The following is a 14,125-nucleotide window of genomic DNA, read 5'->3' on the forward strand; positions in this document are numbered from 1 at the left end:
GCCGCCTGTTGGCGCCAGCTGCTAGTCGCTAGCTGTTAGGTGCTACGAGATGTTCAGCAACCGCACCGTTCCGACGATAGTGACCGCGAAGAGGCTCACGATTCCGACGACGAGCAGCGGCACCGCCGCGGCCGCGCCGAGCACGAGCAGCACGAGGCCGAGGAAGGCACACGCGACGGCGATTCCGAGCCAGACGGCCATCTCCTCGCCCCGTCGATAGAGGGTCTGCGCGTTCGACTCGGTCACCGGCGCCGGGTAGTTGAGGCGGTGCGGATGGGTCGACAGCACGGCGACGAGAAGCTGGAGCGCGAGCCAGACACCGAGCAGCACCCAGATGATCGACCGCGGCCCGCTGTTCGTGTCGACACCGCTCGTGTCGGAGCCGATCGTGTCGGGGCCGGACCCGTCGAAATGCACCGGCAGCTCGGCCGGCAACGACGGATACACCGCCGCGACGGCGACCGCGACGACGAGAACCGCGAGGCATCCCGCCCAGCGGAGACCGCGGATGGCGGGCGAGCTCGTGAACGAGCGTCGGGGTCGAGCGGCGGGGGCAGACATCCGCTCCATGCTCTCAAATGCGGTCGCGAGTCTCGACGTCGCGATCGCGGTCGCAAATGGTTCTTATGGCGGGCCGAAACAACCGTTTGCGACCGCGATGCGCGGTATTCGGCGCCCGGCGACGCCGATGCGCGGGTGCGTCACACCGGCAGTTCGTAGATGTGCGTCGGCACGCCCGAGGGTGTGGTGTCGTGCCTCGCGAACGTGAATCCGAGCTTCTGCGCGAGCCCGATCGATGCCGTGTTCTCCGGGTGGATGTTGGCGATCAGCCGCTCGAGCGCCGGCGATGCCCGCGCCCACTCGACCCATGCTGACGCGCCCTCGAAGGCCACCCCTCGGCCCTGCGCGTGACGGCCGAGAACATAGCCGAGCTCGACCTCGTTCCAGTTCGGCCAGAATCGCAGCCCGATGCGCCCCAAGAACTCGCCCGAGGTGCGGTCGACGACGGCGCTCTGGCCGTATCCCCGCTCCTGCCACTCCTCCGCGAACGACGCCGTCTGCAGACGAATCGTTTCGGGGGTGAGGCGGTCGCCGCCGACGTAGCGCGCCACATCCGGGTCGGAGTACAGGGTCGTTATCGCGGGGACATCTGCGATCGTGAGGGGGCGCAGCCGGAGCCGCTCGGTCGTGAGAGTGCGGGCGTCGAGCATGTGCCCAGCTTGCCGCGTCGTGGGCGGCCGCGGCGCACACGGCGCACGATCGCGGTCGCAAATGGCTGTCTCGGGCCATGTTGAACAGCGTTGTGCGACCGCGATGCGTGACGAGCGCAGAACCTCTCGGGCGTCAGAACCCGCGGCCGCTCTCGCGCAGGCGCTCGACACGCTGCTCGATGGGCGGGTGCGTGCTGAACATGCGGTCGATGATGCCCGGCTTGGTGGGGTCGGAGATCCACATGTGCGCCATGGTCGAGTTCTGGCGCTTCATCGGGCGGCCGTAGGCGGCGAGCTTCTCGAGTGCGCTCGCGAGGGCGTCGGGATGACGCGTCGTGAGGGCACCGGTCGCGTCGGCGAGGTACTCGCGCTGGCGGGAGACCGCCGACTGCACGACGCCCGCGACGAGGGGCGCGACGATGATGGCGACGAGACCGACGACGAGGAGGATCGGGTTGCCCCCGCTGTTGCGGTTGCCGCGGGAGAAGAACGTCATGCGCAAGAGGATGTCGGCGATGAGACCGACGGCTACGACGAGGCCGAAGACGATCGTCGTCACGCGGATGTCGTAGTTCTGCACGTGCCCCATCTCGTGGGCCATGACGCCCTCGAGTTCGGCGTCGTCCATGATGTCGAGCAGGCCCGTGGTCGCGGCGACACTCGCGTGCTGCGGGTCGCGGCCCGTGGCAAAGGCATTCGGCGCGGGGTCGTCGACGATGTATACCTTGGGCATCGGGGTTCCCGTGGTGATCGAGAGGTTCTCGACGATGCGGTAGAGCCGTGGGTTGTCACTCTTCTCGATCTGCCGCGCACCGCTCATGACGACCGCTTGGCTGCCCGCCGCGAAGTACTGGATGATCGCGTAGATCGCTGCCCCCACGAGAACCGCGATCGTGACACCCCACGAGCCGCCCGCGAACAGGTAGCTCGCGACCCACCCGAGCACGCCGATGAGCACGACGAACAGCGCGATGATGAAGACGGTGTTGCGCTTGTTGGCGGCGATGGCGCGATACATTCAGTGCCCTCTGGTCGAGCTGCGGGCGGTGATCAGAACTGCACGCGCGGCGGCTCGGCGATCGCCGCGGCATCCGCGACCTCGAAGAACTCGCGCTCGGAGAAGCCGAGTCCGCGCACGAAGAGGGTGTTCGGAAACTGCTTGATCTTGGTGTTGAGTTCGCGCACGCCGCCGTTGTAGAAGCGACGCGACGCCTGGATCTTGTCTTCGGTGTCGACGAGCTCGCCCTGGAGCTGGAGGAAGTTCTGGCTCGCCTGGAGCTGCGGGTAGGCCTCGGCCACGGCGAAGATGCTCTTGAGCGCGGACTGCATGTGGTTCTCAGCGACCGACGCGTCGGCGGGGCTGCCCGCCTGCAGGGTTTCGGCACGAGCCTTCGTCACCGACTCGAAGACCCCCTTCTCGTGGGCGGCATAACCCTTGACCGCTTCGATGAGGTTCGGCAGCAGATCTGCCCGCCTCTTGAGCTGCACCGTGATGTCGCTCCACGCCTCGTCGACCCGCACGTTGAGGGTCACGAGACCGTTGTAGGTGGTCCACAGGTAGATGCCCGCGATCACGACGAGCAGAACGATGACGCCGACGACGATGAGGATTTCCATGGCGTCAGCATACTGACCGGGTCTCTCCAACTGCTGAAAACCTGTGCCCCGGCGCGGTTTACACGGGGGACACATGCGTGCGGTTGACTGGAGTCCGGCCTCACGGCCGGGAGCAGGAAGGCCGGAAAGCATGGACCTGAACACGATCCGGTCGGTTCGTCAGCCGCGCGAGAGACACGAACTCACGCTCGCCCCGGGAGAAGACTTCCTCGGCGGCGGGTCGTGGCTGTTCTCCGAACCGCAACTCGGGCTCACGGGCCTCGTCGACCTCACCTCCCTCGGCTGGCCACCGATCGAGGTCGACGACGACGTGTTGCGCATCGCCGCGACGTGCACGTTCACCGAACTCGCCGCGGTCGAGGCGAGGGCGGGGTGGCGCGCGCATCCGCTGCTGCGCCAGTGCTGCACCGCACTTCTCGGATCGTTCAAGGTGTGGAACACGGCGACCGTCGGCGGCAACATCTGCCTCGCGCTCCCCGCCGGCCCGATGACCTCCCTCGCGTCCGCGCTCGACGCGACCGCCGTGATCTGGACCCCCGACGGCGGCGAGCGCCGCATGCCCGTGCTCGACCTCGTCGTCGACGTGCAGACCACATCGCTCGAGCGGGGCGAACCGCTGAGGTCGATCGAGATCCCGATCGAGCGGATGCGGTCGGCGACCGCCTATCGCAAGATCGCGCTCTCGGCGCTCGGGCGCTCGGGCACCGTGGTGATCGCGCGGCTCGACGCCGACGGCACGTTCGCCGCGACCGTCTCGGGCGGGACGACCCGACCCGTGCAGGTGCGCTTCGACGCCGTGCCGGAGGCATCCGCTCTCGCGGCGGCGATCGAGCAGATCGACTGCTGGTACGACGACCTGCACGGTGCACCCGACTGGCGGCGCGCGATGAGCGTGCTGCTCGCCGAGGAGTGCCGGGTCGAACTGCTCGCGGGCTCGACTGCGGCGAGCGCCGCCACCCACAGTGAGGATCCCCGATGAAGTTCGATGTCAACGGCCGCGAACTCGACGTGACCCCGCGCCCCGGGCAGTGTCTGCGCACACTCCTGCGCGAGCACGAGCACTTCGAGGTGAAGAAGGGCTGCGATGCGGGCGACTGCGGCGCGTGCTCGGTGCTCGTCGACGGCGTGCCCCAGCACTCGTGCATCGTGCCCGCGGTGCGCATGGAGGGCAAGTCCATCACGACGGCAGCGGGCCTCGCACCCGAGGGCGAACTGCACCCCGTGCAGCAGGCGTTCGTCGACGCCGCCGCGTTCCAGTGCGGGTTCTGCACGCCGGGAATGGTCGTGACGGCGTCGACCCTGAGCGAGGAGCAGCTCACCGGCGACGACAGCGCCGACCTCCCCCGCCTCATGAAGGGCAACATCTGCCGGTGCACCGGATACCGCGCGATCGGCGACGCCCTGTGCGGCCGGGCCAACGTCGAGCGCACCCCCGGGCCGGTCTCCGTCGGGCTCTCGGTCGGCGCACCCGCTGGCCCCCGCATCGTGCGCGGCACCGAACCGTTCACCCTCGACTTCACGACCCCCGATCTGGCGCACCTCGCGATCGTGCAGAGCCCCCACGCTCACGCGCGCGTCGTCGCGATCGACACCGCCGCGGCATCCGCTCTCCCGGGCGTGCTCGCGGTGCTCACCCACGAGCACTCCCCCGAAGTGCTCTTCTCGACCGGCCGCCATCAGAGCCGCAGCGACGACCCCGACGACACGCGCGTGCTCGACACGGTCGTGCGCTTTCGCGGGCAGCGCGTCGCCGCCGTCGTCGCCGAGAGCGCCGCGATCGCCGACGAGGCGTGCCGACTCGTGCGCGTGGACTACGAGGTGTTGCCGGCGAACTTCGACCCCGAGCTCGCGGATGTCGCGGGCACCCCGCTCGTGCACGGCGACAAGGTCGAGGGTTCCGGGATCGCCGATGCCGGCCGCAACCTCGTGGCCGAGGTGCACGGTGAGCTCGGCGACGTGGACGCCGCGATCGCCACGGCGGCGGCGACGGTCTCGGGCACGTGGCGCACCCAGCGGGTGTCGCACGTCGCGCTCGAAACCCACGCGACACGCGGGTGGATCGACGATGACGGGCGTCTCGTGCTGCGCTCGAGCTCGCAAGTGCCGTTCCTCGTGCGCGACGAGCTGTGCCACATCTTCGGGCTCGAGAAAGACCGGGTGCGCGTCGTCACGGCGCGCGTCGGCGGCGGGTTCGGCGGCAAGCAGGAGTTGCTCACCGAAGACATCGTGACGCTCGCGGTGCTCACGACGGGGCGGCCGGTGCAATACGAGTTCTCGCGCACCGACGAGTTCACGATCGCTCCCCCTCGGCATCCGATGCGCATCAGCGTGGCCCTCGCCGCCGACGCCGCGGGCATCCTCACGGCGATCGACGTCGACATGCTCGCCGACACCGGGGCATACGGCAACCACGGGCCCGGCGTGATGTACCACAGCTGCAACGAGTCGCTCAGCATCTACCGCTGCGCGAACAAGCGGGTCAACACGCGCTCGGTCTACACGAACAACCTGCCCTCGGGCGCCTTCCGCGGCTACGGGCTCGGGCAGATCATCTACGCGGTCGAGTCGGCGATGGACGACCTCGCGCGCGAGCTCGGCATCGACCGGTTCGAGTTGCGACGCCGCAACGTCGTCGTGCCCGGCGACCCTCTCGTCGTGACCAAGCAGGAGGACCACGACGACCTGCTCTACGGGAGCTACGGCCTCGACCAGTGCCTCGACCTCGCCGAGGAGGCACTCGCGCGCGGCAACGGAGTCGAGGCACCCGTCGGCGACACCTGGAGGGTCGGCACGGGCATGGCCGTCGCGATGATCGCGACACTCCCCCCGCGCGGACACTTCGCCGACGTCTCCGTGTCGGTCGACCGCGAGGGCACCTACACCGTCAACGTCGGCACGGCCGAGTTCGGCAACGGCACCACCACAGCCCACGTGCAACTGCTCGCGACCGCGATGTCGACGAGCCCCGACCGCATCCGGGTGAGGCAATCCGACACCGACGTCGTGCCCTACGACACCGGAGCGTTCGGGTCTGCGGGAACCGTCGTCGCGGGCAAAGCCGTGCTCGTCGCGGCGGGGGTGCTGCGGGCGCGGCTCGAGGCGGCCGCGACGTCGGGGGCGGATGCATCCGCTGTTCTCACGGCGCACGGTGTCACGATCGGCGGCGGAGGCACCGTGTCGTTCGGCGAGCTGCTCGGCGGTGACGAGTCGTGGTCGGCGACCGGAAGCGACGACGGCACACCGCGCTCGGTCGCCTTCAACGTGCACGCGTTCCGGGTCGCGGTCGACACCGCGACGGGTGAGGTGCGCATCCTGCAGTCCGTTCAGGCTGCGGACGCCGGGGTCGTCATCAACCCCGAGCAGTTGCGCGGCCAGATCGAGGGCGGCACCGCGCAGGCGATCGGCACGGCGCTCTTCGAAGAGATGCGCCTCGACGGCGAGGGCCGCGTGCTCAACCCCGAGATCCGCAACTACCACGTGCCGCAACTCGTCGACATCCCCGAGACGGAGGTCTCGTTCGCGTCGACCGTCGACTCGCTCGGTCCGGTCGGCGCGAAGTCGATGAGCGAGGCGCCGTACAACCCCGTGGCGCCGGCGCTCGCGAACGCCGTGACGGATGCGATCGGCGTGCGGCCGCACGAACTCCCGATGTCGCGCGACCGGGTGTGGCGGCTGCTGCACGGCGGCGCGTAGCGCGGGGCAGCGGCGCCGCAGGGCTGAGGCGCTGCAGGGCGGGGTTGCGTGTCGCATCGCGGTCGCGAATGGCCGCTCAGCGCCCGCGATACCCGCAGAATGCGACCGCGCGAGGGCGTCAGGGCGTCAGGGCATCGCGGCCCGAGGCGCCCCTCCTAGCGACCCGCGTCAGCGTCGCGCGTGGATCGCCCCCGAGCGGGCGCGCAGCTCTGCGCCGCTCGCACCCGATCGCGCTGCGAGCACCTCGGCGAGGATCGACACGGCCGTCTCTTCGGGGGTGCTCGCACCGATGTCGAGCCCGATGGGTGAGTGCAGGCGGGAGAGGTCGTGGATGCCGCGGTCGGCGAGCGCCTCGACGCGTGCCGCGTGCGTGGCCCGGGAGCCCATCGCGCCGATGTAGGCGACGGGGCGCGCGAGGGCGCCGGCGATGAGGTCGACGTCGAACCTGTCGTCGTGGCTGAGGATGCAGACGACCGATCGCTCGTCGAGGTCGACGCGCGCGAGGTAGTCGGTCGGCCATTCGACGACGACCTCCGTCGCTGCGGGAAAGCGCGCGCGTGTCGCGAACGTCGACCGGGGGTCGCACACGGTAACGGCGAAACCGAGGGCGGATGCCGCGGCACACAGCGCCACGGAGAACTCGACGGCCCCGAAGATGAGAAACGTCGCGGGGGTCTCGACGGCGTCGGTGAACACGGTGAGCCCGTCGCATCCGTCCGGGGAAGTCACGACCTCCCCGATGCGAGAGGGGTCACCCGAGGTCACGAGTGACACGCGCGCCGAGCGGCCTGCCGCCGCGTCACGCAGCGCCGCGATGATGGGGGCGCTCGCGGCATCCGCGGTCGACACGCGCACGGCGACGATCTCGATCCGGCCCCCGCACGCGAGCCCCACCGCGAACGCGGCGTCGTCGTCGAACCCGAACCCCGCGAACTCGGCGCGCCCCGTCGCGAGCACCCGGTCGCACATCTCGACGAGGGCGCCGTCGACGCAACCGCCCGAGATGCTTCCGGCCACAGCCCCGCTCGACGACACCGCCATCGACGACCCGACGGTGCGGGGGGCGCTCCCGGTGATGCTCACGGCGGTCGCGACGACAACCGCGTGACCGGCGTCGATCTCGCGCAGCACGCGATCGGCGATCTCGAACACGGCTGCCCCTCTCGCACCGGGGCCGACCCACCGGCCCGTCGTCACGAGCCTGACACATGACGCTGGTACCCATGGTGCATGCTCACCATCACCGGGGCCGACGCCATCGTCATCGACGAGAACACCGAGACGACGGGCGACCTCTCCCTCGTCGACGGTGTGGTCGCCGAGTTCGGGCGTGCCGACGTCGACATCTCCGACACACGCATCCCCGATTCCCCCACTCTCGACACCGAAACACTCGACGCCTCGGGCTGCGTCGTCACCCCCGGCCTCGTCAACGCCCACCACCACCTGCTGCAGTCGGCGTTCCGCACCCTGCCGGGCACGCGCGGGGTGCCGATGGCCGACTGGCTTCCGACGATGGCCGCCGCCTACAGCGCCGCGGGCGTCGACCCCGAGCTGTGCCACGTCGCGGCGAGCGCGGGGCTCGCCGAGTCGCTGCTCTCGGGCGTGACGACCGTGGCCGACCATCACCTCACGTGGCCCGCCGGGTGCGACAGTGTGGGCATGGCGCGCGCGACCGCAGACGCGGCCCGCGCGCTCGGCGCCCGACTCGTGTTCGTGCGCGGGTCGGCGCGCGACGACCCCGAGGTGGCCGCGGCGTCGGCCGAGGCGATCGCAGAGGCGCTCGTCGCCGGAGCCCGTGGCGGCGTGAGCGCCGACGGCATGCTGCAGTTCGCCGTGGGTCCGGCGGGCGTGCACAGCGATTCGGCCGAGACGTTCCGTCTACTCGGCGAGGTCGCCGAACGCCACGGTCTGCGGCGCCGCACCCAGTCGAACGAGCAAGTGGATGTCGCGATCGCCCTCGAGCGCTTCGGTCGGCGCCCGCTCGACCTCCTCGCCGAGTGGGGGTGGCTCGCCCCCGACGTGACGCTCGCGCACCTGTGCGATGTGACTCCCGCGGAGATCGCGCGGGTCGCGGCATCCGGGGCCTCGGCGACTCACGCGCCCGGGTGCGATGTGCCGATGGGCTGGGGCATCGCCCCCGTGGCCGCACTGCGCGGGGCCGGCATCGCCGTGGGGCTCGGCACGAGCGGCGGCGGCAGCAATGACGCCGGTCACCTGCTCGCCGACGCGCGACTGGCGATGCAGATCGCTCCGCTCGTCGGCCCTCCCCTCGCCGCACGCGAGGTGCTCGGCATGGCGACCGCGGGGTCGGCCGCGGGGCTCGGGCGACCGGAGCTCGGGCACCTGCGCCCGGGGGCCGCCGCCGATGTGTGCGTGTGGGATGTCTCGGGGGTCGCGGATGCCGGCATCGCCGACCCTGTGGCCGGGTTGCTGTGGGGCTCCCCCGGGCGCCGTCCCCGCCACGTCGTCGTGGGCGGGCGCGTGGTCGTGCGCGACGGCGTGCTCGTGTCGGGTGACGAGCGCGCGATCACGCGACGGATGCGCGAGCGCGTCGGCCGGTAGCCACGGCCGACCGAGACTGAAGCCCGCTACTCGCCGGAGTGGATGCTGAGCGTCTCGACGAGGAGCTGGTCGCCCACGGCGGAGACCCCGTCGACGCCGAGGGCCGTGTTCACGACCATGTTGCGTTCATCCATCGATCCGACGGAGCCCTGGAGGGCGATGCCGCCGACCGCATAAACCACGCGCACGCGTGAGGTGTCGGTGCTCGGACAGCCGCCGATCGCCGCCGTCACCCGGCCGACCAGGTCGGCCTGAGGGTCGGTGGCACTCGAGGCGGTGCCCGAGATGTTGTTCGTGGCGTTGCTCACGGCATCGTTCATGGTCGAGCCCTCACATTCTGGTGGAAAGAGTCGGTGCGGCTGTGGAGAAGTCCAGTGCGGCACATCCTCCTCCCCTCGGGGGCTCCGAGGAAGAGTCGAGTGCACTAATTGTGAACGAACACCGTGCGAGGCCGCCCGAGGCACCCGGCCCGCCCGATCAGCGCTCCCACGAGGCGAATGCCGTCACGACGCTCTGCACGAGGGTCTCGAAGCTGCGGTCGAGGTCGAAGGGCATGCCGAACCCTCCGCCGGTCTCGAGCGCGACGAACCCGTGGAGTGTCGAGCGGAAGAACCGCGTCGCATCCACCGCGTCGGTGTCGCGCAGGTCGTAGCCTGCGAGCACCGTGAAGATGAGGTCGAGGAGCGCCGCCGACACCGCGAGTTCCTCGTCGCGATCGGCCGCCGGAATCCGCGTCGTGAGCGGGTACTGCCCGGGGTGCTCGAGCGCCCACCGCCGGTAGGCGTGGGCCATACTGCGGATGGCATCGTCGCGCGCGAGCCCGACGGCCGACCGGGACATCGCCTCGACGAGACCCGTCTTCGCGAGAAGGGTCATGCCGAGCACGAGCCCGGGCATGCCGTCGACGTGTTTGTAGAGCGAGGGAACCCTCACCCCGAGGCTGTCGGCGACGGCCGCGAGGTTGAGCGTCTCGGTCGGGTTGGCGTCGAGCAGTTCTGCCGCCCTGCCGACCACGATCGCGGTGCTCAGCCCCGCCCTAGGCAACGGGAGCCACCCTCGCGAGAAACGGGAGCACCGCGGCGCTCGTGAGCTCGGGTTGCTGCGAGTGCGGGTAGTGGCCCGCCTCGGGCACCATCACGACCTCGGCCTTCAGGGTGTCGCCGATCCAGCGCGCCTCGCCCGCCGGGTCGGAGAAGTCGGGGTCGCGCTCGCCCATGACGACGAGCGCGGGCGCAGTGACGTCGGCGAGTCGCGCTTCGGCGGGGTCGTGGTCGGTCTGCCTCGTCGTGAGCGAGAACGCCTTGCCGTAGGCCGGCCGACGGATGCTCGCGACGACACGGGCTCGGTAGTCGTCGAAATCGGCGGGCTTCCTGCCCGCGTAGAGCGTGGGCATGTAGGCCTTCCACGCCGTCGCGACCCACAGCGGGGCCATCATGGCGCGGAACACCGCGAGCATGAACGCGCTCGATTTCGGGTTGCGCACGAACGGACCCACGAGCGCGAGCCCGCTGACCCGATCGGGTTGTTCGGCGGCGACGATGACGGCGGCCCCCGCGGCGAGGGAGTTTGCGACGATCACGGCCGGGCGGCCGAGGTGCCCGAGGAGGGCACTGATGTCGCTCGCGGTCTCAGGGTCGCCGTACGACGAGAACGTCGTGTCGCTGTCGCCGTGACCGCGCAGGTCGGTCGTGACGACCGTGTAGCCGGCGGCGAGGAGTTCGGGGGTGAGGAACCGGTAGGTCGAGCGGAGGTCGCCCATTCCGGGAACGAGGATCACGAGGGGTCCCGAGCCCTGCGTGTCGTAGGCGATGCGGCCTTCGGACACGGACAGGTACTGCGTTGCGGGAGTCGAACCCGCCGGTGTTGTGGTCATGTAGCTAAGTTAGTTAGCTCAATCGCTAATGTCAATACCCCTACGACGCCCGGATGAACGGAATCGCGAGCCGGTTGGTGGAGACCTCCCGGTGGTGGGCCCGCACGAGGCCCCGGATGATCACGACGAGGTGCACGACGCACACGACCACGAAGAGGGTGATCGGGATGCCGAGAGGGTAGAAGCCCGACACGGGCTCGTCGCGCGTGAAGGCGAAGAGCAGCGCGAAGTGCCCTCCGACCGTCAAGACGGTCAGCAGGATGAGCGTGTAGCCCCAGTTGGCGGCCTGGCGCGCATTCTCGGCGGCGAGCGCCCCCTTCTTCTTCGCCGACGGGTAGATCGCGGCCATGACGATCCCCGCGGTGATCACCGAGAGGAACGGGATGCCGATGAACGCGAGGAAGCCGAGCCCGTAGTAGAGCGAGCCGGTCGGCGGCGGCGCGGGGTGAGGCGCGGACGGGGTGGGCTGCGCGGCCGACGGCGGGGTGGGCTGCGCGGCGGACTGCGCGGCGGGATCGGGCTGAGAGATCGTCACGGTCCGAGTGTAGGGAGCCACCGCACGCGCGACTAGACGTAGCGCCGCGGAACCGTCCAGTGGCTGCCGAACTCGGCGTCGTACCGCGAGGGGGCGAACGGGCTCTCGCCCCCGGCCGGATAGCTCGTGAGTTCTCCGAACACGACCCGGTCGGGCAGGTCGTAGAGGTCGACGCGAACGAAGTCGGTCTCGGCAGACAGGCGCCTCGCGACATCGAGCATCTCGTCGAGGCAGCCGGGTCGCGCCGGTGTCGGATCTGCCCACCGAGGCCCGCCGCTGAGGGGCACGTGGTTCCACTCGGGGTCGAAGAAGTCTTGAGTGCGCGAACCGAAGCGCGCGGCATCCACCTGGATGTAACGGCACCGACCGTGGAACATGAAGAACTTGAGGTCGGGCGGGATGCCGCCGTCGGAACCCTCGAGCAACTCTTCGACGATGACGCGCCGTGGCACTCGACCGTAGGCCCACTCGCGATTGGGCCCCTGCCCGTAGAGCTTGGTGAGCCACACCCGGGCGATGTCCGCGAGGTGACGCCGGTCGGCGGCGCCGGGCGCGACGTGCCGATACACCCACCCCCACTCGGCTCGCGGAAGCTCGGCGCCTGCGGGCGCCGACGCAGACACGACGATCGCCGCCCCGCTGCCGTGCGTGGGTTTGACGACGAACGCGTCGGGCAGGTCGACGCTCTCGAGGGCGGCCGAGTCGTCGACGATCGCGTAGGCCCGCGGCAGATACGCGGCACCGACGCGCGACGCCACGTAGTCACGCACGGCCGCCTTGTCGGCGAACGTCACGATGAGTTCGCGCCGGTCGCGCAGCATCTTGTAGCGCACCTTCTCGGTGAAGGTGACCGGATGCCGCGTGCGCAGGAGTCTCGCGAGGCGCACGAGTCGGCTCCGTTCCCGCACGACACGGGCACGGCGAACCAGGGCGGAGCGGGCCACGAGCGCGGCGCTCAGAGGTCGAGAACGAGTCGCGGGCACGCCGCTCGGGAGACGCAGATCATCATCGTGTCTTGCCCGTCTTGCTCGTCGGGGGTGAGCACGGAGTCGCGGTGCTCGATCTCGCCGTCGAGCACGGGGGTCTCGCACGTGCCGCACGTGCCGACCCGACACGACGACACCACGAGCACGCCCTGCTCTTCGACGACCTCGAGGATGGTGCGATCGAGCGGAACCTCGAGGGTCATCCCCGAGAGCGCGAGTTCGACCTCGAACGGCTCCTGCCACACGGGTTCGCCGAACTCCTTGGCCTCGAAGTGCTCGATGTGCAGTCTCGACGTCGGCCACTCGGCGCACGCGCTCTCGACAGCCTCGATGAGGCGCGTGGGGCCGCAGCAGTAGAGCACGGTGTCGGCGTCGAGGCTCGCGATGAAGGCCGCGAGGTCGAGGCGGGCCCCCTCGTCGCGGGCGTGCACCCGCACCCGGTCGCCGTATGCGGCGGTGAAATCATCCGCGAAGGCCATCGTCGAGCGTGATCGCCCCGCGAAATCGAGGGTGAAGTCGACACCCGAGGCCTCGGCCGCCGCGGCCATCGAGACGAACGGCGTCACCCCGATCCCGCCCGCGAGGAACGCGACGCGCGACCCCGGCTTCGACTCGAAGGCGAAGTGGTTGCGGGGTCCGCGGATGCGCACGGGGGTGCCGACGGTGAGAGCGTCGTGGATGACGGCGGAGCCGCCCCGGCCGTCGGTCTCGCGCAACACGGCGACACGGTAGCGCGCCCGATCGGCGACGTCACCGCACAGGGAGTACTGCCGCACGATCGGGCCGTCGGAGGTCGGCAGCAACACGTCGATGTGCGAACCGGGGGTCCACGCGGGCAGGTCGCGGCCGTTGACCGCCACGAGATCGATCGCGACGATGTCGTTCGCGACCGTCGTCGTCGCCTCGACGACACAGTCGCGTTCGACGTCACTGAAGAAACTCACTGCGCCTCCTCCATCTCGAGCGCGAGCGCCGGGTCCCAGACGCTGTCGAGGTCGCGCACCGCGAAGTGCTCTTTGACCACGAAGAGGCGGTAGGGCTCGCCGTCGGGCGAGAACCAGCGGTGCGGGGAGCCCCCCACGTAGTAGAGCGAGTCTTCGGGCGCGAGCTCGAAGGTGCCCTGGTCGGCGAGGTCGACGACACAGCGCCCCGAGATCACGTGGAGGAACTCGTCTTCGTCGTGCTGGTGATACTCGCCCGGGTCGGCGTTGCTCGCGGTGAAGAGCATGGGGTGGAAGCGGCGATCGCCCTGCACGAGGAGCCTCGCGTGACCGAGGCTGTACGGCCCGGTGTCTCCCTCGCCCGCGCGCACGAGCGTGGGGGTCGAGGTGACGAGGCCGCGAGCGAGGTCTGCAGCACCCGAGAGCAACTCGAGCTGGCTGCTGCCGAGAGCCCGCGCGATCTTCTCGAGCGACACCATGCTCGGCCTCGTGAGGCCCCGCTCGAGCTGGGAGAGGAACGGGTGCGAGAGTTCGGCGAGCGCCGCGAGCTGCACGAGGGTGAGCTGGCGCGAGCGCCGCATCGCCCGGATGTGCTGACCCAGAAGATGCTCGTGGCTGGGCGACTCGGTGTCCATGGCCTCTGACTATAGGGGGCGGAATCCGGGCCCCGGTGCACGGTGGCGCGAGCATCACCGCAGCGCCGG

General features: G+C 70.3%; 15 protein-coding genes. 3 read left to right on the top strand and 12 right to left on the bottom strand.

What is annotated here, in order from left to right:
* Positions 1–42: 42 nt before the first annotated feature.
* The 4 genes from ACLHG5_RS07230 to ACLHG5_RS07245 all read right to left on the bottom strand — a co-directional run bounded on the left by ACLHG5_RS07230 (position 43) and on the right by ACLHG5_RS07245 (position 2,828).
* A complete protein-coding gene (locus ACLHG5_RS07230) occupies positions 43–561 on the bottom strand; it encodes a DUF1648 domain-containing protein (RefSeq protein ID WP_411318260.1) in 519 nt (172 codons plus the stop codon).
* A 140-nt stretch (positions 562–701) separates the two neighbouring features.
* A complete protein-coding gene (locus ACLHG5_RS07235; protein WP_411318261.1) occupies positions 702–1,211 on the bottom strand; it encodes a GNAT family N-acetyltransferase in 510 nt (169 codons plus the stop codon).
* 133 nt (positions 1,212–1,344) lie between these two features.
* A complete protein-coding gene (locus ACLHG5_RS07240) occupies positions 1,345–2,229 on the bottom strand; it encodes a M48 family metalloprotease (RefSeq protein WP_411314854.1) in 885 nt (294 codons plus the stop codon).
* Between the two features lie 32 nt (positions 2,230–2,261).
* Entirely contained in the window at positions 2,262–2,828 is a 567-nt protein-coding gene (locus ACLHG5_RS07245) for a LemA family protein (protein ID WP_411314853.1), read from the bottom strand.
* A 130-nt stretch (positions 2,829–2,958) separates the two neighbouring features.
* Here ACLHG5_RS07245 and ACLHG5_RS07250 point away from each other — a divergent pair, with 130 nt between their 5' ends.
* The gene (locus ACLHG5_RS07250; RefSeq protein ID WP_411318262.1) at positions 2,959–3,807 is read left to right on the top strand and encodes an FAD binding domain-containing protein; all 849 of its coding nucleotides are present in this window, start codon (positions 2,959–2,961) and stop codon (positions 3,805–3,807) included.
* A complete protein-coding gene (locus ACLHG5_RS07255; protein ID WP_411318263.1) occupies positions 3,804–6,521 on the top strand; it encodes a molybdopterin-dependent oxidoreductase in 2,718 nt (905 codons plus the stop codon). The genes ACLHG5_RS07250 and ACLHG5_RS07255 overlap by 4 nt, the downstream gene beginning before the upstream one ends.
* A gap of 168 nt (positions 6,522–6,689) precedes the next feature.
* On the opposite strand, the gene ACLHG5_RS07260 is transcribed toward ACLHG5_RS07255, so the two are convergent.
* Positions 6,690–7,673, bottom strand: coding sequence for an XdhC family protein (locus tag ACLHG5_RS07260; RefSeq protein ID WP_411318264.1), 984 nt, complete (start codon positions 7,671–7,673; stop codon positions 6,690–6,692).
* Between the two features lie 78 nt (positions 7,674–7,751).
* Here ACLHG5_RS07260 and ACLHG5_RS07265 point away from each other — a divergent pair, with 78 nt between their 5' ends.
* Complete coding sequence (locus ACLHG5_RS07265; RefSeq protein ID WP_411318265.1) at positions 7,752–9,086, top strand: amidohydrolase family protein; 1,335 nt, start codon at positions 7,752–7,754, stop codon at positions 9,084–9,086.
* A 26-nt stretch (positions 9,087–9,112) separates the two neighbouring features.
* Here the strand turns inward: ACLHG5_RS07265 and ACLHG5_RS07270 are convergent, their stop codons facing one another.
* The 7 genes from ACLHG5_RS07270 to ACLHG5_RS07300 form a co-directional block, all read right to left on the bottom strand.
* Positions 9,113–9,406 carry a BON domain-containing protein gene (locus tag ACLHG5_RS07270; protein WP_411318266.1) on the bottom strand — a complete coding sequence of 98 codons (294 nt, stop codon included), beginning with the start codon at positions 9,404–9,406 and terminating at the stop codon, positions 9,113–9,115.
* A gap of 157 nt (positions 9,407–9,563) precedes the next feature.
* Complete coding sequence (locus ACLHG5_RS07275) at positions 9,564–10,130, bottom strand: TetR-like C-terminal domain-containing protein (protein ID WP_411314847.1); 567 nt, start codon at positions 10,128–10,130, stop codon at positions 9,564–9,566.
* Entirely contained in the window at positions 10,123–10,959 is an 837-nt protein-coding gene (locus ACLHG5_RS07280; protein WP_411318267.1) for an alpha/beta fold hydrolase, read from the bottom strand. Before ACLHG5_RS07280 ends, ACLHG5_RS07275 begins: the two co-directional genes overlap by 8 nt.
* Positions 10,960–10,999: 40 nt before the next feature.
* A complete protein-coding gene (locus ACLHG5_RS07285) occupies positions 11,000–11,494 on the bottom strand; it encodes a DUF4870 domain-containing protein (protein ID WP_411318268.1) in 495 nt (164 codons plus the stop codon).
* A 32-nt stretch (positions 11,495–11,526) separates the two neighbouring features.
* On the bottom strand, positions 11,527–12,381 hold the full coding sequence (locus tag ACLHG5_RS07290; protein WP_411318269.1) for an ATP-grasp fold amidoligase family protein: 855 nt from the start codon (positions 12,379–12,381) through the stop codon (positions 11,527–11,529).
* A 68-nt stretch (positions 12,382–12,449) separates the two neighbouring features.
* Positions 12,450–13,424, bottom strand: coding sequence for a PDR/VanB family oxidoreductase (locus tag ACLHG5_RS07295; protein WP_411318270.1), 975 nt, complete (start codon positions 13,422–13,424; stop codon positions 12,450–12,452).
* Positions 13,421–14,056, bottom strand: coding sequence for a helix-turn-helix domain-containing protein (locus ACLHG5_RS07300; protein WP_411318271.1), 636 nt, complete (start codon positions 14,054–14,056; stop codon positions 13,421–13,423). Before ACLHG5_RS07300 ends, ACLHG5_RS07295 begins: the two co-directional genes overlap by 4 nt.
* Positions 14,057–14,125 lie beyond the last annotated feature (69 nt).

The organism is Marisediminicola sp. LYQ85, from assembly GCF_046600695.1.
Lineage (GTDB): Bacteria > Actinomycetota > Actinomycetes > Actinomycetales > Microbacteriaceae > Marisediminicola.